We start from the raw sequence: 17977 nt of genomic DNA on the forward strand, positions 1-17977 counted from the left end.
ATGAGCAATCGCGGCTTCACGATGATGTCCATGCTGTTCATCCTGGTGGCCCTGGCCGCGCTGGGTGTGGCGCTGGCCTCGCTGAGCCAGCGCCAGCAGATGGGCTCCGCCGGCGAGCTGGCCGCCGCGAAGGCCTACCAGGCGGCGTTCGCCGGCCTGGAGTGGGGCAGCCACCAGGTGCTGCGCAATGGCGTGCAGCCGGCCTGCTTCGCGACGCGCAGCTTCGCGCTGCCCGATCAGTTGGCGGGTTACACCGTCACCGTCAGCTGCACGCGCACACCCGGCAGCGGCACGGTGGCCGACGATGGCCAGACCCACGCCTTCTACACGCTGGTCGCGACGGCCTGCAACATCCCCGCCGGCGGCGCCTGCCCCAACACGGCCACGACCGAGATCACCTATGCCGAACGGCAACTCACCCGCAGCCTGAGCATGAGCCAATGACCCGCTGGCTGACCCCCCTCTTCGCCTTGCTGTGCTTGCTGCTGCCCCTGCGGGCCGGTGCGGTGGCCTACGCCTTCCCCGGCAACCTGCCGCCCGGCTGCAGCGGCAGCGGCGGCAACTACACCTGCGCCGGCGGCACCAGCCTGGCCTATGGCGACACGGTCACCATCAATGCGCCCAAGCCCGCCACCATCACCATCAACGGCAATTTCAGCACCGACACCTCGCAGGTCAACCAGAGCGGCAATGCCAGCGACCTGACCGTCATCGTCAACGGCACGCTGACGCTGGGCTACCAGGCCCGCATCAAGGCCAACATCACGGCCAACAGCATCAACGACGCGGGCGGTGGCGGTGTCGTCATCACCGGCAACCTAACGGCCAACAACAACGGCAACATCGCGCTGGCCCACCAAACCACCGTGTCGGGCAATGTCGCCACCAGCGGCAGCGGCACCCTCACGACGCCGCACCAGGGCAGCATCGGCGGCAATGTCACGGGCGGCACGGGCACCATCACCATCAGCGAGGCCAGCACCGTCGGCGGCAGCGTGACGGGCAGCGGCACCATCAACGTCGCGCAGAACGCCACCGTCTCCGGCAATGTCAGCGCCGGCGCGGGCGCAATGACGCTGGGCTTCCAGTCCCGCGTGAACGGCAACCTCGCCTCGACGGGCGCCATCACGACCGGCCAGGAGTCCCGCGTCGGCGGCAACATCACCGCCGGTGCGGGCAACGTCGCCATCGGCTATGGCGCCACCGTCGTCGGCACGCTGACCACCAGCAGCGGCAGCATCAGCTTCGAGCAGAACGCGGTCGCCTCGTCCTGCGTCCGCTCCACCGGCAGCGCCAGCATCACGCTGGGCTACCAGAGCAACATCAACAGCGTCTGCTGCGGCGGCAGCTGCACGAACAGCTGCGTCGTCAACAACTCCACCTATGCGATGCCGGCGCTGTGTGCGGCCAGCACCAGCCTGCTGGCCGACTACCGCATGGACGAAACCACCGCCTGGAACGGCACCGCCGCCGAGGTGAAGGACGCCAGCGGCAACGCCCACCACGGACAGGCCGCCACGGCCTCTGCCGGCACGCCGGTGGCCACCACCGCGAGCGGCTCGCCCGCCTATGGCAGCACCACCAGCGGCAGCTGCGGCTACGGCGTCTTCAACCGCGCCAGCCCGGCCACCACACACGCTTACGTGCAGTTGCCCAACAGCTTCCCTTCGCTGACGAGCAACTTCACCGTGCTGGGCTGGGTGCGCAGCAGCAACCCGGGCCTGCCCACGCAGCGCATCCTGGCCAACGACGACAGCAACGACGGCTGGGGCCTGTCCATCGGCGACTCCGGCGGCGTGCGCCTGCGGCTGTACCACCGCGGCCTGCAGCGCACGGGCAGCGTCACCACCAGCGGCAGCAACGGTTCGGGCGCCACCACCGGCAACTGCAACAGCGGCGGCTACCTGTGCCTGGACAGTGCCGCCATCCTCAGCGCCGACACCTGGTACTACGTCGCCGCGCTGGTGGACACGACCAACAAGACGGTCACGACGCAGATCTACGACGGTGCCGGCACGCTGCTGGCCGGCGCCAGCACGGCCTACACCGGTACCTGGACGGCCGGCACCGGCAGGTCCAGCATCGGCGGCGAGTCCATCAACTCGGCCGAAGGCACGGGCGCGGCCCACTTCAGCGGCAACATCGACGAAGTGCAGGTCTACAGCGGCCTGCTCAACAACAGCGCCATCACGGCCCAGCTCGCCCGCTCGCGCAGCTGCCCGCTGCCGGCCATCAGCAGCTTTGCCTTCAGCGGCACCGGCAGCGCCTCCACCTGCTCGCCGCAGACGCTGACCATCACGGCCAGGGACATCAACGGCAACACGCTGACCAGCTACACCGGCACCGTCAACCTGAGCACCATCACGGGCGATGGGGACTGGACCGCCGGCACCGGCCCGGCGCCCTCGGGCACGCTGGTGGCCGGGGCGGCGAACAGCGGCCTGGCCAGCTACACCTTCGCGGCGGGCGACGCCGGCGTCGTCAGGCTGAGGCTGTCGCACAGCCTGGCGCAGAACGTCACCGTCACCGCCGTCGACAGCGTGGTGGCCAGCACCAGCAGCACCTCGGCCGCCGTCAGCTACCGGGACAATGCCTTCGTCTGGAGCGAGGACGCGGGCGGCCTCGTCAGCGGCACGTTCGTCGCCGTCGCGGGCCGAAACCACGACCTGCGCGTCTCGCTGTTCAAGAAGGACCCGACGACCGGCAACTGTAGCGTCGCCACCGACTACAGCGGCAGCCGCAACCTCAAGCTCTGGCGCACCGACAGCGGTGGCACGTGGACCACACCCAGCGTCGTCAGCCCGGCGTTGAACCCCGTGCCCACCGCCCGCCCCGTCAGCAACAACCTGACGCTCAGCTTCACGGCCGGCATCGCCAACTTCAGCCTCGCGACGACCAACATCGGCAAGTACGCCTTCAACCTCGACGACGACTCGCAGCTCTACGCCGCCACGACCGTCAGCGGTACGAGCGCCGACCTGACCGTTCGCCCGTTTACGCTGGCCGTCACGGGCCTCACCGCCAGCGGCATCAACAACCCCGGCGGCAGCACGGTCGCCGACGGCGTCTTCGCCAAGGCCGGCGCGCCGTTCTCGGCCAGCGTCACGGCCTACCGCTGGCACGCAGGCGCCGACGCCAACAACGACGGCGTGCCCGATGCCAACGCCACGCTGGCCCAGGTCTCGGCCGGCGGCGCGGCGGCGGGCTTCAACAGCAGCGTGTCGCTGTCGGCCGCAGCGGGCTCGCAGACGCCCGCCACCGGCGTGCTGGGCACGCTGACCAACAACGTGCTGTCCAGTTTCAGCAGCGGCACGGCCACGACCAGCAACATGACCTATAGCGAGGTCGGCAGCTTCCAGCTGAACACGAGCAACGTCGTCGGCAGCTACCTGGGCACGGCCGGGCTCAACCTGAACGCGCTGGTCTTCAGCGCCAGCGGCGCGCAGCAGACCCGCGTCGGCCGCTTCATCCCGGCCGGCTTCGCGCTCACCAGCCCCACGTTCAACCACCGCGTGGACCACAGCTGCAGCGTCGCGTCGACCTTCACCTATCTGGACGAGAACTTCACCCTCGGCTTCACGCTGACGGCGCGCAACGCGACGGGCGGCACGACGCAGAACTATGTCGGCAGCTTCGCCCTGCTGGACCTCGCGACGGCGGCCAAATACAACCTTGCGGGCATCTCGGGCACGACCATGTTCAAGACCTCGAACGCCCGGCTGGCCCTGACCGACGTCACCCACAGCGGCTGGGTGGCCGGCGTCGCCAGCGGCATCGTGCTGAAGGCCCGCGCGCTGCGCACCACCACGCCGGACGGCCCATTCAACGCCAGCTTCGGCATCGCTCCTGTGGACGCGGACGGCGTGACAATGACCACCCTCGATCTGGACACCGACAACCCCGCCAACGGCGCCGATCGCACCCTCGTGGGTGCAATCCCTCTGCGCTTCGGCAGGCTGCGTCTCCAGAATGGCATGGCGCCCGCCAACCGCCCTCTGCGGATGGCGATGGAGGCGCAGTTCTGGAACGGCACCGCCTACAACACCAACCCCTTGGACTCCTGCTCCCGCATCAGCGCCACCAACCTCAGCTTCGGCAACCTGCGCAGGACGCTGGTGGCCAGCGATGCCGCCATGGTGGGCACGGCGGTGACGGTGGCCAGCGGCAAGGCCAGCCTCGCCTTGGCCGCGCCCGCCAGCGGCCGTGTCGGCAGCCTGGATGTGGCGATTGCGCTGGACACGGCCACCGACGGCTCCTGCCTGAAGGACCCACCCGTCAGCTGGACCCCCGCCAAGGCTGCGACGACCGGTGCCGGCCTGCCTTCACTGCGCGGCCTGTGGTGCGGCGCGTCTGCGTTCAAGGACCCCGGCGCCCGCGCCACCTGGGGCCTCTACCGCGGCGCCGACGGCGTGCTTTATCAACGAGAGAACTATTGATGCGTTGGCCCTGGCAAACCCGCCGCAGTTCCCAGCGCCTGCTGCTGCGTCGCGTCGGCGCGCAGCACGCCTTCGTGCTGACCGACGGCGCGCCCGGCGACGAACCCGCCCGGCTGCTGCGCTGGGGCCTGCTGCCGGAGGCAAGACCCGTCCCCGCCGGCGAGGCCATCGCGCTGCTGGACCCGGCCGACTACCAGATCCTCAAGGTCGACACGCCCAATGTGCCGCAGGAGGAGCTGAAGGCCGCCGCGCGCTGGCAGATCAAGGAGATGGTGGACGTGGACGTGAATGAGCTGACGCTGGACGTCATGCACGTCGGTGGCGATGTCGAGCGCCCAAATACCACCAGCTCGCGCCAGCTCTTCGTCATCGCCGCGCGCAACAGCGCCATCAAGGCGCTGACCGAAGGCGCGGCCGGCGTCAGCCAGCAGATCGGCGTCGTCGACATCTGGGAGACGGCGCTGCGCAACCTGCTCGCCGTGCAGACGCGTGCCGACGATCTCGCCGCCCGCGCCTGCGCCGCCGTTCACATCGACGAGCGCCATTGCCTGCTGGTCGTCTGCGCCGGTGACGAACTTTTCTACACGCGCCGCCTGGAGGGCGACTCGGCCCTGCTGGCCCGCGCGCGCGGCGAGCAGGCCGAGGCGCCCACGGCCGACCTGCCGCTGGGCTTTGAGTATCAGCCTGGCGGCACGTTCGACAGCAGCAGCGCGCAGGAGTCGCCGCTGGTCGTCGAGCTGCAACGCTCCATCGATGTCTGGGAGCGCAGCTGGCCCGAGCTGCCACTGGCGCGGCTGTACGTCATCACGGCCCAGCACGGCGCCGAGGTCGCCACGCTGATCCAGCGCGAGCTGGGCCAGCGCACCGTGGCGCTGAACCCGCTGGCCGCGTTCGCACCCGACGCACCGGCGCCCGAGGGCGACGCCGCCCGCGCGCTGGCCGCCTGCATCCCGCTGCTGGGCGCCGCGCTGCGCAACGAGACAAGAAAACTCTGATGGCTCAGCAAATCAACCTGCTCACGCCCATCCTGCTGGCGCCCAAGCGCTATCTGTCGGCGCTGACGCTGCTGCAGGCGACCGGGCTGCTGCTCCTGGCCTGCGGGGCTGCGGCGCTGTGGCTGCACCAGCGTGACCGCCAGGCCGAGCTGGAGCACCAGGCCTTGCTGGCGCGCTACGCGGCGGAGCGCCAGGCCTTGCAGGTCGCCCGAGCCGGCCTGCCTGCGCCGCAGGACGCGCTGGCGCTGCAGCAGCAGTTGCAGCCGCTGCAAGCCGGCAACACCGAACGCCAGGCGCTGCTGCAGACGCTGACCGGCGGCGCCACCCGCGACGGCCGGCGCCACTCCGACCTGCTGGCGCTGGTGGCGCGCAGCCTGCCCGAGTCCGCCTGGCTCAGCGAGCTGCGCCATGCGCCCGGCCGCGTCGAGATCATCGGCGGCACGCTGGACACGGCTGTGCTGCGGCCCTGGCTGGCGCGGCTGTCGGCCCACCCGCTGCTGGCCGGCCAGGAGTTGTCGGCGCTGCGCGTGGAGCGCCTGGGCGCACCGGGCAACGACGCGATTGACGGGAATGGCCCCGCGCTGCTGGACCGCGACGGCCCGCTCGCCAAGACCGGCGTGCCCATCTGGGCCTTCCGCGTCGTCAGCGCGCCGGCCAGCGCGGCCAGCACCGCCACAGGAGCCAGGCCATGAAGGCGCAGACGCCCATCGACGTCGCGCTGCTGCGCCGCCGTTTCGCGCCGCTGTTCGCGGCCTGGGAGCGGCAGGCCAGGCGCATCGATGCCTTGAGCCTGCGCGAGCGTGCCATCCTCTTCCTCAGCGTGGTCGCCGTCGTCGCCGCGCTGTTCGACACACTGGTGCTGACGCCGCAGTCCGTGCGCGCCAAGCTGCGCAGCGAGCAGCAGGCCCAGCAGGCGGCCGAGCTGGCCCAGCTGCGCGAGCAGTTCGTCGCCGCCAGCCGCAATGCCGGCGACCCCAGCAGTGGCCTGCGCAGCCAGCTCGACGCCGCGCTCGCCGAGCGTGCCCGGCTGGACGATGCGCTGCGCGAGGCCGGTTCGGTCAGCGGCGGCGAGGGCTTGTCGGTCGTGCTGCAGCGGCTGCTGGGCCAGCAGCCCGGGCTGTCGCTGGAGAAGCTTGTGCTGCTGGCGGATGCGCCGGTCACCTTGGCCGCCACCGGCTCATCACCGCCGCCGGCCGCGCTGACCGGCATGAGCTGGCAGGGCGTGGAGCTGCGCGTGCTGGGCCGCTACGGCGACATGCAGCGCTACCTGCAGGCGCTGGAGCGCGAGCTGCCCGGCCTGCGCTGGGGCGACATGCACTTGAGCGCCGGCAGCGGCAACGAAGCGCCGCGCCTGCAGGCCCAGGTCTTCCTGCTGAAGGTGCAGCCATGAGAGCCCTCCCCCTGCTGCTGCTGAGCGCGACGCTGTCGGCCCACGCCGACGACCTGACGCGCGACCCCACCGCCCTGCCCGGCGCCTTGCGCAGCGCCATCGCCGCGTCGGCGGCCTCCGCCCCCGGCGGCGCCGAGCCGGCCGACAACGCCATCCGCCAGGTCGTCTTCGCCGGCGGCCGTGCCTACGTCGTGCAGCGCGGCCGGCGCTACGCCGTCGGCGAGCAGCTGGACGGCGCCCGCATCGAACGCATCACCGAACAAGCCGTCTGGCTGCGCGAGGCCGGCCGGGTGCGCCGCGAACCGCTCTACGGCGGCGTCGAGAAGCGCGTGCCGCCGCCCGCCGTTGCCGCGTCCGGCATCCGCAAGAAGTCCAAGGAGAAGCAGCCATGAAGGCCCCCGCCACCCGTCTGCTAATGCTCAGTGCCGCCGTCGCGCTGCTGGCCGGCTGTGCCGACAAGCCCCTGCGCGTGGCCCAGCCCAGCCAGGCCCTGCGCGAGGAGTTGCAGGCCCAGCGCAGCGTGCCGCCGGCCGCCGCAGCGTCCACGCCCGCGCCGGCAGCGCAAGCCACGCCGATGCCTGCGCCCGCGCCGGCCGTGCCCGCCGAACCCCGCTTCGACCTCATCGTCAACGGCGCCCAGGCCCGCGACGTGTTCCTGTCCCTGGTCAGCGACACCCGCTACAGCATGATCGTCCACCCCGGTGTGGCCGGCACGCTGTCGGTCACGCTCAAGGGCGTCACGCTGCGCGAGTCGCTGGACGCCATCCGCGACGTCTACGGCTTCGACTACGCCATCGACGGCCGCCGCGTCACCGTCTACCCGCCGACGCTGCAGACCCGCGTCTTCACGATCAACGCGCTGGCGCTGCAGCGCAGCGGCCGCAGTGAGGTGCGCGTCAGCTCCGGCGCCGCGCCCGTCAGCAGCCCTGGAGGCGCCACGCCCGCGACGGGCGGCAGCAGCGGCAGCGTGCTGCAGCAGGAAAGCAGCCAGCTCAGCACCAAGGTCACCGGCGACTTCTGGGCCGAGACGACGGCGGCGCTGCGCTCTCTCGTCGGCGCCGGCGAAGGCCGCACCGTCATCACCAGCCCGCAGACCGGCACGGTGGCCGTGCGCGCCATGCCCGACGAGCTGCGCCACGTCGAGGCCTGGCTGAAGGCCACGCGCATCGCCGTCGAGCGCCAGGTCATGCTGGAGGCCAAGATCGTCGAGGTCGAGCTGCGCGAGGGCTACCAGAGCGGCATCGACTGGTCGCGCATCGGCGAGCGCGGCGCCATCGGCCAGACCAGCGTGAACCCGTCCATCCCCAGCGGCGTCAACACCATCATCAACCCGCTGGTCAGCAACTCACGCGGCCTGCCCGTGCTGTCCACCGGCACACAGAACCCGGCCTGGCAAGACCTCATCCCCCTGCCCTCGGCCGGTGGCGGCACCTTCGGCCTGGCGCTGGCGCGCGGCGGCTTCCAGGCGCTGCTGAGCTTCATCGAAACCCACGGCGACACGCAGATCCTGTCCAGCCCGCGCATCGCCACGCTGAACAACCAGAAGGCCGTGCTGAAGGTCGGCACCGACGACTACTTCATCACCGGCATCAGCGGCAGCAACAGCGGCACCGGCACGAACAACACCGGCACCAACGGCACGACCAACCAGATCCCGACGCTGACGCTGACGCCTTTCTTCAGCGGCATCGCGCTGGACGTGACGCCGCAGATCGACGGCGCCGACATGATCACGCTGCACATCCACCCCTCGGTGTCCAACGTGACCGAGAAGGTCAAGCAGGTGGACCTGGGCGAAGTGGGCAACTTCCGCCTGCCGCTGGCCAGCGCCAGCGTCAACGAGACCGACACGGTGGTGCGCATCCCCGACGGCCACATCGTCGCCATCGGCGGCCTGATGCAGATGGAAGCCTCCCGCCGCGGCTCGGGCCTGCCGGGCGCAGATGGCAACCCCGTGACCTCGCTGCTGTTCGGCAACCGCGCCAACACCGGACGCAAGCGCGAGCTGGTGGTGCTGATCAAGCCCAGCATCATCCGCAGCGCGGAGGACTGGGAGCAGCACAACCGGCTCATTAGCGAGTCGCTGACGGACACGGAGAGCCGGTCGCGCAGGGTGATCCGCGTCGACGGGGCGGACGCGAAGGCGAACTAAGCGGGCTGCTTCGCGGGCGCCAAGATCGCGCCCCGCGTGCAGCCGGCCCATCGACATCTGCGCTTCTACAATGCGCCCATCGTGATCCGCTGGATGCGCACTTTCATTCTGGTTCTGCTGCTGCCGGCCTACGGCTTTGCCGCCGTGCATGTAGAGCCGTATTTGCTGCAGCACCTGCACGGGCAGGACTCGGCGGCAGCAAGTCCGGCGGCAACCCCGCTCAAGGCTGCCGACGGCGATCACGGTGACAGCCAGGTCTTGCTGTCGGAGTTGAGCGACACGTCCGACGATGTCTGCGACCACTGTGTCCCGTTTGCCTACGCGGTGACGGCACTGCGGGTTCGCCAATGGCGCCCGGTGCTCGATCTTCCGCAAGCGCCGGATGCCGTGCTGCGCCGCGCCCTGCGGCCGCCAAGCGACTTGCTGCTCTAGGCGGCAGCCCTCCTCCCAATTCCCTGCCGCGGCCTTCGGCCGCCGGTGGGCATCGTCCTGATGCCGACCGTCTTTCCCACGGGTCGCATCGTCCGGCCCTCAGCTTTCGTGCGGCGCCCAGAGCGCCGGCACGCCCCTATGGAAATTGCTCTACTTTTCGTCCTGATTCTCATCAACGGCCTGTTCGCCATGTCGGAGATCGGCCTGGTCACGGCACGCCGGGCACGCCTTCAACGCCTGGTCGATGAGGGCGACAGCGCCGCCGCCGCTGCGCTCAAGCTCGGCGAAGACCCGACGCGCTTCCTGTCCACGATCCAGATCGGCATCACGTCCATCAGCATCCTCAACGGCATCGTGGGTGAGGCGGCATTGGCCGGCCCCCTGGCCATCTGGCTGGCGTCGCTTGGCGTGCCGGGCCAGTACGCCGCAGGCCTGGCAACGGGCCTCGTCGTCGTGTTGATCACCTATTTCTCCATCGTCTTCGGCGAGCTTGTGCCCAAGCGCCTGGGCCAGGCCCATCCCGAGGCGGTGGCGCGGCTTGTCGCCCGCCCGATCAGCGCGCTGGCCATGGCCACCAAGCCCTTCGTGCGCCTCTTGTCCGGGTCGACGAACGCGCTGCTGCGCATGCTGGGCGTCAAGCAAAGCAGCAGTTTCAACGTGACCGAGGAGGAGATCCATGCCGTCCTGGCCGAAGGCACGAGCGCAGGCGTCATCGAGTCGCACGAGCACACGATGGTCCGCAACGTCTTCCGGCTCGACGATCGCGAGATCGGCTCGCTCATGGTGCCGCGTGGCGACGTGGGCTATCTGGACCTGGACTGGCCGTTTGAGGAATGCCTGGCGCGAATCGAAGCATCCGACCACGCCAGCTTCCCGGTGGTGCGCGGCGGCCTGCACAACATCATCGGTGTCGTCAATGCGCGGCAGCTGTTGTCCAGGGTGGTCAGGAGCGGGACGGTCAACCTCGAGGAAAACCTGCAACCCCCGCTCTACGTTCCCGAGACCTTGACCGGCATGGAACTGCTGGACAACTTCAAGTCCTCGGACGTGCACCTGGCCTTCGTCATCGACGAGTACGGCGAAGTGCAGGGGCTCGTGACGCTGCAAGACCTCGTCGAAGCCATCACCGGCGAGTTTCAGCCGCGCGACCCGGCCTCGGCCTGGGCGGTCCGCCGCGATGACGGGACGTGGCTGCTGGACGGACACATCCCGGTGCCGGAACTGAAGGACAGGCTGGAACTGGACGCAGTGCCCGAGGAGGAGCGCGGGCGCTATCACACGCTCAGCGGCATGATGATGCTGCTCACCGGCCGCATGCCCAAGCTGTCCGACAAGGTCGTCTGGGAGGGGTGGCGCCTGGAGGTCGTCAACACCGACGGCAGGACCATCGACAAGGTGCTGGCGACCCGCCATGGCGGAGCGGGCGATGCCGACGATGCGCGCTGAGGCAAGACGGCCGCTGCTGCTGGCTTGTTGCGTGGTGCTGGTCGCCTTGGCCGCATGCACGAGGGGCTACCCGGAAGCCGATGCGCCGCGCGTGAGCCCCTTCGACCAGTCCAATGACGAACGCCTCGCCGCCCTCAACGAGCTTGCACGGCAGGCGCATCCCGAGCGCCGATGGTCTTATTCGATGGATGGCCCCTGCGTGCTGAGTGTCGAGTACCGCCGCAAAGGCCAGCGGCCCCTCCAAACAACATCCAAGCTCGTGCGCACGATGGACACGGACCTTGTTTTTGACAAGCAAGACCAAACCTACGACGTCGTGCTCCGGGCCAGCAGCCATCGGGAAGCGCAACCCGTCGCGACTGTCCTGGAGAGCACGGCGTGGACCGATGCCAGCAAGGCCGCTCTGTACCTGACGCTGCTGATCCGCGACTGCGAGCGCACTTCATGAGGACGCTCAACTCGCAGAGGGCGCAGCGGCACGAAATTTGCCCCTTGCTCCACACCCCTGCGCGCCGCCAGACCACCATCGTCATCGCTAGACTCCCGCCGTGACCTTCACCTGTCGATTGATCGCCCGTCTGCTGTTCGTGACGCTGCTGTTCGTGGCCGCGCCCTTCAGCCTGGCCGGCGAACACGTGGCCGCGCCTGAAACGGCGGTGGCTGCAGTGGCCGAAACTGGCCAGGTCGACAAGCGCATCGCGCTGGGCGAAGCAGACGGGCAGCCGCGTCAGGACGCCCCGGCCGTTGAGTCGCAGGTGGCGGAAGCCGATGCGCAGGAATGCGCCTTGCTGGTGGCCGGCAGCTGGAGCGCCCCCAGCGTGTGGACAGCGGCCGTGGATGCCACGCGCCCGTGCCTGCCCAGCCCTGCGCTGGCCGCGCTCGACCGGCCACCACGCGGCCGCTAGACGCCCGCCCGCCGGCGGGTCCGTCGGTCGCTGCCGGCCGGCGCCCATTTCTGATTCGTTCCAGCCGGGCTTGCGGTTCGCCGCAACGCTCCTCACCTCATCCCAACCACCTCAGGATTCATCATGAACCCCTCCATGCAACATTCCCCTTACGTCGTCGGCACCCTGTCGACGGCCGAGCGCAACCGCGTGCTGCGCAACACCTACTGGCTGCTGGCCCTGTCCATGGTGCCAACCGTCATCGGCGCCTGGCTGGGCGTGACCACCGGTCTGGCGAGAGCGATGTCTCCTGGCATCGGCATGGTCGTCTTCCTCGCCGGCGCGTTCGGCTTCATGTTCGCGATCGAGAAGACCAAGAACTCGGCCGCGGGCGTGCCCATCCTGCTGGCATTCACCTTCTTCATGGGGCTGATGCTGTCGCGGCTGGTCGGCTCGGTGCTGGGCCTGGCCAATGGCGCAAGCCTGATCATGACCGCTTTCGCCGGCACGGGCGCCATCTTCCTGGGCATGGCCACGCTGAGTTCCGTCATCAAGCGCGATCTGTCCGCCATGGGGAAGTGGCTGTTCATCGGCGCCATCCTGCTGCTGGTCGCCGGCATCGCCAACTTCTTCCTGCAAAGCAGCGCGCTGATGATGACGCTGTCGGTGCTGGCCATCGGCATCTTCTCGGCCTTCATCCTGCATGACCTCAAGCGGGTCCAGGACGGCTACGAAACCAACTACATCACCGCCACACTGGGCGTCTACCTCAGCATCTACAACGTGTTCCAGTCGCTGCTGGCCCTGCTGGGCCTGGCCGGTGGCCGGGACGAGTGAGCGCCGCAGCAGGAGGTACCCAGGGCGCCGGCACTCCCGCCGGCCCCTTGTCGATCTCGCTGGCGACGCTCGCGGCCGACCCCGGCCGCGAGCGGGTGTCGCTGAAGGACCTGCTCGATCTGCTCGGTGACCGGGCACTGGCGGCGCTGCTGTTGATCTTCGCGCTGCCCAACGTCATCCCGGTGCCCCCGGGCGCGTCTGCCATCCTGGGCCTGCCCATGCTGCTGGTGGCCGCACAGCTCGCCTTCGGCGGGCGGCCCTGGCTGCCCGACTTCCTGGCGAATCGATCGCTGTCACAGGCGCAGTTCTCGTCCGTGGTGAACAAGATGGCGCCCTGGCTGGCGCGGGCGGAGAAGTTGCTGCGCCCGCGCTGGCGCGCTTTGTCAGGCGTGGTCGCCGAGCGCCTGGTGGGCGCCATGTGCCTGGTGCTGTCGCTGGTCGTCTTCCTGCCCATCCCGCTGGGCAACATGCTGCCGGCCTTCGCCGTCTGCGTGCTGTGCCTGGGGCTGATGGAGCGTGACGGCCTGTGCGTCCTCTGCGGCGCAGGGCTGGCAGCGACCGCGTTGACGGTCGTCGCCGGCGTGATCTATGCGATGGCGAAGACGCTGATGTTCCTGATCGCCAACGCGTTCAACTGATTCAACGCGCTGCTGGCAGCGCGCCCGGCAGGTGGGTGGCCTCGGTCCAGCCCACCGCCTTGCGCACGTCCGCCGGCACCGGCAGCGGCTGCACACCCTCCGGCACACGCGCCAGCTCGAAGCGGCGCAGTTCCGGGCTGCGGAACACGGCGCCCTCGTAGCCCGCGAACGCCCTGCCCCTGGCTTCGACGCCGGGCACGGCCTGGCGGAAGGCGTCAAGGCTGGCGAAGCTGGTCTGGCAAGGCGTCCCGGGCACGGGTGCCCAGCTGACCAGCGGCTGGCTGCCGGCGGCGCGCACATAGACATTGCCGTCCACGCGCGTCGTCATCGGCGCCGTGACCTTGCCGCAGGTCAGCGGTCCCTGCTCGAAGCGCAGCAGCGGGCCCTTCACGGCCGCATCTGCCACCACCAGGTTGCCCTCGAAGACATGGCCCACGCGCTCGTTGACGTCCGGCCCGGTCTGCGGATGCCAGCCGAAATGGTCGCCCTGGGCGCTGCGTTCGTTGCGGTCGATCAGCACCTGCGAGTTGACGAGGGTGTTGTGATGGATGCGGGCGCCCGAGCTGTTCAGCACGCGGATGGCCTGCTGGTTGTTCACGAACACGTTGCCGGCCGCCAGCAGGCCCTTGGAGATTTCAAAGAAGAGCCCAGCCATCGTCCCTTCGACATGGTTGTTGACGAACACCGCGTCCTGGTTGCCCACGTCCCACCAGACGCCGTTGGAATGGGGATGCTCGATGACCAGGTTGTCGCGCACGACCACGCGGTGCGACTGGTTGAAGATCTTCACCGCCGAGGGGTAGTAGCCGGTCAGGCGCTCGACGTTGTTGCGGCGGACGATGTTGCGCTCCAGCAGCACGTCCGACGAGCCGATGACATAGATGCCCTCGGTGCTGGTGTCGCTGACCAGCGAGTTGCGGATGACCAGCTTGTCACCGCGGAAAAAGCCGGCCACGCGCGAGCAATGCGTGATGGTGACGTTCTCCAGCAGCGTGCCGACGACCTCCTTGCCGTGCTCGGACTCGGGCGAGATGCCCACGGGGTCATCGGTCGGCTCTTCGGACACCAGCGTCGCCGGCTTCTTGCCCTCGATGTCGATGGCGCGGTAGGCGTATTGCGTCAGCGTGACGCCGCGCAGCGTGAAGCCCTTGCGGTCGGACGCCTTGCCGTGCACGGGTCGTGACGGGCGGTGGAGCGCCACGTCGTGCGCAGTGATCTCGACCAGCTTGCCCGCCGGATTGACGCCGATGTAGACATGGCCCTTGGCGTAGTCGATGTAGTAGCCCTTGGCTCCCATCTCGCCGGCCCAACCGGCGGACTGCAGCGGCTCGCCGTCGATGAAGACCATGTCGTTGTTGAAGCGGTGCAGCGGAGTCACCATGCCTTCGCGGTCGGCGTGCCACCAGCCCAGCGGCTGGGCGGGGAACAGCGTCGCCCACTTGGTGCGCCAGACGTTGTTGGGCAGCGCCTGCCACTCGGTGGCCACGCGCGTGCCCTTCAGCACGGGCACCTCGTCCAGGTAGGGCTGGATGGTGATGCCCTGGTTGAGCTGCAGCCCGCCGGTGCGGTAGGTGCCGCCGCGCAGCACGATGGCGTCACCAGTGACGACGCGGGTCATGGCCGCTTCGATGGTCGTCGGCTCGTTGACCGAAGCGCCGGAGGCTGCCGCCTTGCCGTCGGGCGCGACGAAGTAGACATGCGCCGCCTTGGGCACGGCATAGCGCTGCGGCACGGGGCCATAGGGTCCGCCCGAAGGCTGGGCGACGGCCGTGCCGACGGCCAGTTGCGCGGCCAGCAGGCCGAGGGCGCCGGCCCAGCGACGCAGGCGGGCCAGGGCGGAATGGGAAGGGGTGGTCATGCGGTCTCCAAGCCTGTTATTGGTCCCGCGCGGGCGCCGACGGTAGCGCTACCAGCTGCGGGAGCCGCACGCTACCACGTCAGCGCCGTCCGAAGCGAACCACCCCCAGCGCCAGCGCAATGCCCACCAGCACGATGGCACCGCCGACGACCATCTGCGCCGTGATGGCTTCCTGCAGGAAGACCGCGCCCCACAGCATGGCGAACACGGGGATCAGGAAGGTCACCGACACCGCATTCGTCGCGCCGACGCGGCTCATCAGCCGGAAGTACAGCAGGTAGGCCCACGCCGTGCACAAGGTCGCCAGCGCCAGCACCGCGCTCCAAGCGCCGGCCCCGGGCGGCGCTGACGGCCACAGCCAGGCGGCGGGCAGCGCCAGCATCAGCGCGGCGGCGAACTGGCTGCCGGTGGCGACCACCAGCGGCGCCACACCGCCCAGCAGGCGCTTCGTCGCGTTCGCCGCCACGCCGTAGCAGAGCGTCGCGCCCAGGCAGGCCAGCATGGCCCAGAAGCCGGAGTGGTCGGCCCCCGGCTTGAAGCTGGCCTTGTCCCAGGCCAGGAAGGCCACGCCGGCAAAGCCGATGACCAGGCCCAGCGTGCGCAGCGGCGTCAGTCCCTGGCGCAGCCAGACGAAGGCGACGGCGGCCGTCCACAGCGGCGTCGTCGCGTTGACGATGCTGGACAGGCCGGCCGTGATCGACAGCGCCGCGAACGCGAACAAAGCGAACGGGATGGCGCTGTTCAGCGCGCCGACGATGAGCAGCCCCTTCCAGTGCGTGCGCATCTCGCCCAGCTGCCCGCGAAAGGCGAGCAGCGGGATCAGCAGCGCGCTGGCCAGGCCCACGCGCACGGCGGCCAGCGCAATCGGCCCGAACTCGTGCGCACCCAGCCGCATGAACAGGAAGGAGGCGCCCCACAGCGCCGCCAGCAGCACCAGCTCGCCGATGTCGAAAGGTTTCATGCCGTGCGGCCCTCCAGTTGCAGCAAGGCCTGCTTGCGCTCCAGCCCGCCGGCGTAGCCGGTCAACGAGCCGTCGGCGCCGACGACCCGGTGACAGGGCACCAGCACCGAGATCGGATTGCGGCCGACCGCCGCGCCCAGTGCGCGCGCGGCGCTGGCCCGGCCCAGCCGCCCAGCCAGCGCGCCATACGTCGCCGGCTGCCCCGGCGCAATGGCCAGCAGCGCCTGCCAGACCTCGCGCTGGAAGGCCGTGCCGGCCGGGTCCAGCGGCGGCATCTCGAACGGCTTGCCGCCGAAGTAGGCGGTTAGCGCGGCCTCGGCGGCGGCCAGCACCGGGTCGCTGCCGTCGTCCTCGGGCACGGCCAGCGCGCCCGGGTGGTGCTTCTGCCCGTCGAACCACAGGCCCGACAGGCCGGCGGCGCTGCGGGCGGCGGTCAGCGGGCCCAGGGGCGTCGCGATGCGGCGCTGCAGAATGTGGTGGCTCATGAGTGTCTCCAGAGATGCAGGACGGCGTAGCTGCGGAACGGGCGATAGCGCTCCGCCACCGCGAGGTAGGCCTTGGGCGAGACAGGCAGGCTGCCGGCGCTGAGCGCCTTGCGCAGCACGACGTCGCCGGGTGGGAAGGCATCGGGCCAGCTCCAGCCGCGCATCAGCATGTAGCCGGCCGTCCACGGGCCGATGCCGGGGATGGTGGTGAGTTCCCCGGCAGCCGCTTCCGCGCCGCCCTCGCCGCGCGCAAAGGCCAGCGTCGGCCAGGCGGTCGCCAGCGCGATGAGGCTGTCGGCGCGGCGGCCGATGATGCCCAGCGAGGCGATGTCGTCGCGCGTCGCGGCGGCGATGCGCTCCGGCGTTGGAAAGAGCCGGTGGCTGCCCTCGGGTGCGTCGGCCAGCGCCTCGCCAAAGCGCTCGACGAAGCGGCCGGCCAGCGTGCGCGCGGCCGCGACGGTCACCTGCTGACCGAGCACGGCACGCACCGTCAGCTCGAAGCGGTCCAGGCAGCCCGGCAGCCGCTGGCCCGGCACGGCGCCCTCGCCCAGCGCGGCGGCGATGGCCACAGGGTCGGCGTCCAGGTCCAGCCAGCGGCGCAGCAGCGGCAGCAGCGACCCGGCGGCCGGCCACAGCGCGGGCGACAGCTCGACGCCGACCTCGCCGGCCTTGTCGAAGCGCACGCGCAGCCAGCCGGCGTGGCGCTGGCCGGCATGCGTCAAGGCCAGTGAGCGCGTGATGGCGCCCTCCTCCACCCGCTCGACGCCGGCAACCGCGCGCGGCGCCAGGAAGGCCAGCACGCCGGCCACGTCGTAGGGCTCGCGGTAGCTCAGCCGCAGCCGCGACACGGTCGCCTTGCCGCCGCCCTCGCGACGCAAGGCCGTCGGCTGCAGCCGGTAATGCTCGATGAAGGCCGCGTTGAAGCGACGCAGGCTCGCAAAGCCGGCCGCGTAGGCGACGTCCTGCACGGGCAGTGCGCTGTCGGTCAGCAGCGCCTTGGCCAGCAGCAGGCGGCGCGTCTGCAGGTATTGCAGCGGCGACACGCCGTGCTCGGCCTGGAAGATGCGGCGCAGATGCCGGCTCGTGATGCCCAGGTGCGCCGCCAGGCCCTCGACGCTGGCCTCGGCGTCGGCGCAGGCGTCCAGCCATACGGCCGCCTGCTGGGCCAGCGTGCGCGAGGCATCCATCGTCGTCCACGGCAGCGCGCGCGGCGCCAGCTCCGGCCGGCACTTCATGCAGGGCCGAAACGCTGCAGCCTCGGCCTGGGCGGCGGTGGAAAAGAAGCGGCAGTTCTCGCGTCGGGGCAGACGCACGCGGCAGACCGGGCGGCAGTAGATGCCGGTGGACGTGACACCCACAAAGAGCCGCCCGTCGAAGCGCGCGTCATGCGCCTGCAGCGCGGCATAGGCGGCATCAGGAGGGAGGATTTCGAGCACCATGCGGCCAGTCTAGGCGCGGCCGTG

At 70.3% G+C, this 17977-nt stretch carries 17 protein-coding genes; 13 read left to right on the forward strand and 4 right to left on the reverse strand.

Annotated elements, in window-relative coordinates:
- The 13 genes from ACG00Y_RS16035 (at position 1) to ACG00Y_RS16095 (ending at position 13210) form a co-directional block, all read left to right on the forward strand.
- The gene (locus tag ACG00Y_RS16035; protein WP_394480503.1) at positions 1-444 is read left to right on the forward strand and encodes an agglutinin biogenesis protein MshP; all 444 of its coding nucleotides are present in this window, start codon (positions 1-3) and stop codon (positions 442-444) included.
- The gene (locus ACG00Y_RS16040; protein ID WP_394480504.1) at positions 441-4436 is read left to right on the forward strand and encodes a DUF6701 domain-containing protein; all 3996 of its coding nucleotides are present in this window, start codon (positions 441-443) and stop codon (positions 4434-4436) included. Before ACG00Y_RS16035 ends, ACG00Y_RS16040 begins: the two co-directional genes overlap by 4 nt.
- Positions 4436-5431 carry a hypothetical protein gene (locus ACG00Y_RS16045; RefSeq protein WP_394480506.1) on the forward strand — a complete coding sequence of 332 codons (996 nt, stop codon included), beginning with the start codon at positions 4436-4438 and terminating at the stop codon, positions 5429-5431. The genes ACG00Y_RS16040 and ACG00Y_RS16045 overlap by 1 nt, the downstream gene beginning before the upstream one ends.
- Positions 5431-6123, forward strand: a complete 693-nt coding sequence (locus ACG00Y_RS16050) for a PilN domain-containing protein (RefSeq protein WP_394480507.1) — start codon at positions 5431-5433, stop codon at positions 6121-6123. Before ACG00Y_RS16045 ends, ACG00Y_RS16050 begins: the two co-directional genes overlap by 1 nt.
- Positions 6120-6821, forward strand: a complete 702-nt coding sequence (locus ACG00Y_RS16055) for a hypothetical protein (protein WP_394480509.1) — start codon at positions 6120-6122, stop codon at positions 6819-6821. The genes ACG00Y_RS16050 and ACG00Y_RS16055 overlap by 4 nt, the downstream gene beginning before the upstream one ends.
- Positions 6818-7213, forward strand: a complete 396-nt coding sequence (locus ACG00Y_RS16060; protein WP_394480510.1) for a hypothetical protein — start codon at positions 6818-6820, stop codon at positions 7211-7213. The genes ACG00Y_RS16055 and ACG00Y_RS16060 overlap by 4 nt, the downstream gene beginning before the upstream one ends.
- A complete protein-coding gene (locus ACG00Y_RS16065; protein ID WP_394480512.1) occupies positions 7210-8973 on the forward strand; it encodes a secretin N-terminal domain-containing protein in 1764 nt (587 codons plus the stop codon). Before ACG00Y_RS16060 ends, ACG00Y_RS16065 begins: the two co-directional genes overlap by 4 nt.
- A 36-nt stretch (positions 8974-9009) precedes the next feature.
- Positions 9010-9405, forward strand: a complete 396-nt coding sequence (locus ACG00Y_RS16070) for a hypothetical protein (RefSeq protein WP_394480514.1) — start codon at positions 9010-9012, stop codon at positions 9403-9405.
- Positions 9406-9543: 138 nt separating this feature from the next.
- Positions 9544-10851 carry a hemolysin family protein gene (locus ACG00Y_RS16075; protein ID WP_394480516.1) on the forward strand — a complete coding sequence of 436 codons (1308 nt, stop codon included), beginning with the start codon at positions 9544-9546 and terminating at the stop codon, positions 10849-10851.
- On the forward strand, positions 10832-11299 hold the full coding sequence (locus ACG00Y_RS16080; protein ID WP_394480518.1) for a hypothetical protein: 468 nt from the start codon (positions 10832-10834) through the stop codon (positions 11297-11299). The genes ACG00Y_RS16075 and ACG00Y_RS16080 overlap by 20 nt, the downstream gene beginning before the upstream one ends.
- Positions 11300-11399: 100 nt before the next feature.
- The gene (locus ACG00Y_RS16085; protein ID WP_394480519.1) at positions 11400-11756 is read left to right on the forward strand and encodes a hypothetical protein; all 357 of its coding nucleotides are present in this window, start codon (positions 11400-11402) and stop codon (positions 11754-11756) included.
- 123 nt (positions 11757-11879) lie between these two features.
- Positions 11880-12572: a Bax inhibitor-1 family protein gene (locus ACG00Y_RS16090; RefSeq protein ID WP_394480521.1), complete on the forward strand. Its 693-nt coding sequence runs from the start codon at positions 11880-11882 to the stop codon at positions 12570-12572.
- Positions 12573-12619: 47 nt separating this feature from the next.
- Positions 12620-13210 carry an exopolysaccharide biosynthesis protein gene (locus tag ACG00Y_RS16095; RefSeq protein WP_394480523.1) on the forward strand — a complete coding sequence of 197 codons (591 nt, stop codon included), beginning with the start codon at positions 12620-12622 and terminating at the stop codon, positions 13208-13210.
- A 1-nt stretch (position 13211) separates the two neighbouring features.
- Here the strand turns inward: ACG00Y_RS16095 and ACG00Y_RS16100 are convergent, their stop codons facing one another.
- The 4 genes from ACG00Y_RS16100 to ACG00Y_RS16115 all read right to left on the reverse strand — a co-directional run bounded on the left by ACG00Y_RS16100 (position 13212) and on the right by ACG00Y_RS16115 (position 17953).
- Positions 13212-15068 carry a right-handed parallel beta-helix repeat-containing protein gene (locus ACG00Y_RS16100; RefSeq protein WP_394480525.1) on the reverse strand — a complete coding sequence of 619 codons (1857 nt, stop codon included), beginning with the start codon at positions 15066-15068 and terminating at the stop codon, positions 13212-13214.
- A gap of 79 nt (positions 15069-15147) precedes the next feature.
- A complete protein-coding gene (locus ACG00Y_RS16105) occupies positions 15148-16029 on the reverse strand; it encodes a DMT family transporter (RefSeq protein WP_394480526.1) in 882 nt (293 codons plus the stop codon).
- Positions 16026-16514, reverse strand: a complete 489-nt coding sequence (locus tag ACG00Y_RS16110; protein WP_394480528.1) for a methylated-DNA--[protein]-cysteine S-methyltransferase — start codon at positions 16512-16514, stop codon at positions 16026-16028. Before ACG00Y_RS16110 ends, ACG00Y_RS16105 begins: the two co-directional genes overlap by 4 nt.
- A complete protein-coding gene (locus ACG00Y_RS16115; RefSeq protein WP_394480530.1) occupies positions 16511-17953 on the reverse strand; it encodes an Ada metal-binding domain-containing protein in 1443 nt (480 codons plus the stop codon). The genes ACG00Y_RS16110 and ACG00Y_RS16115 overlap by 4 nt, the downstream gene beginning before the upstream one ends.
- Positions 17954-17977: the final 24 nt, after the last annotated feature.

It is taken from the genome of Pelomonas parva (assembly GCF_043555835.1).
Classification (GTDB): Bacteria; Pseudomonadota; Gammaproteobacteria; order Burkholderiales; family Burkholderiaceae_C; genus Pelomonas; species Pelomonas parva.

Excerpts from the sequence above, each read along its gene's own strand:
- ACG00Y_RS16100 (WP_394480525.1), bottom strand. The coding sequence starts at position 15,068 with ATGACCACCCCTTCCCATTCCGCCCTGGCCCGCCTGCGTCGCTGGGCC.
- ACG00Y_RS16080 (WP_394480518.1), top strand. The coding sequence starts at position 10,832 with ATGCCGACGATGCGCGCTGAGGCAAGACGGCCGCTGCTGCTGGCTTGT.
- ACG00Y_RS16050 (WP_394480507.1), top strand. The coding sequence starts at position 5,431 with ATGGCTCAGCAAATCAACCTGCTCACGCCCATCCTGCTGGCGCCCAAG.
- ACG00Y_RS16055 (WP_394480509.1), top strand. The coding sequence starts at position 6,120 with ATGAAGGCGCAGACGCCCATCGACGTCGCGCTGCTGCGCCGCCGTTTC.
- ACG00Y_RS16115 (WP_394480530.1), bottom strand. The coding sequence starts at position 17,953 with ATGGTGCTCGAAATCCTCCCTCCTGATGCCGCCTATGCCGCGCTGCAG.
- ACG00Y_RS16110 (WP_394480528.1), bottom strand. The coding sequence starts at position 16,514 with ATGAGCCACCACATTCTGCAGCGCCGCATCGCGACGCCCCTGGGCCCG.
- ACG00Y_RS16045 (WP_394480506.1), top strand. The coding sequence starts at position 4,436 with ATGCGTTGGCCCTGGCAAACCCGCCGCAGTTCCCAGCGCCTGCTGCTG.
- ACG00Y_RS16075 (WP_394480516.1), top strand. The coding sequence starts at position 9,544 with ATGGAAATTGCTCTACTTTTCGTCCTGATTCTCATCAACGGCCTGTTC.
- ACG00Y_RS16040 (WP_394480504.1), top strand. The coding sequence starts at position 441 with ATGACCCGCTGGCTGACCCCCCTCTTCGCCTTGCTGTGCTTGCTGCTG.
- ACG00Y_RS16105 (WP_394480526.1), bottom strand. The coding sequence starts at position 16,029 with ATGAAACCTTTCGACATCGGCGAGCTGGTGCTGCTGGCGGCGCTGTGG.
- ACG00Y_RS16060 (WP_394480510.1), top strand. The coding sequence starts at position 6,818 with ATGAGAGCCCTCCCCCTGCTGCTGCTGAGCGCGACGCTGTCGGCCCAC.
- ACG00Y_RS16035 (WP_394480503.1), top strand. The coding sequence starts at position 1 with ATGAGCAATCGCGGCTTCACGATGATGTCCATGCTGTTCATCCTGGTG.
- ACG00Y_RS16090 (WP_394480521.1), top strand. The coding sequence starts at position 11,880 with ATGAACCCCTCCATGCAACATTCCCCTTACGTCGTCGGCACCCTGTCG.
- ACG00Y_RS16065 (WP_394480512.1), top strand. The coding sequence starts at position 7,210 with ATGAAGGCCCCCGCCACCCGTCTGCTAATGCTCAGTGCCGCCGTCGCG.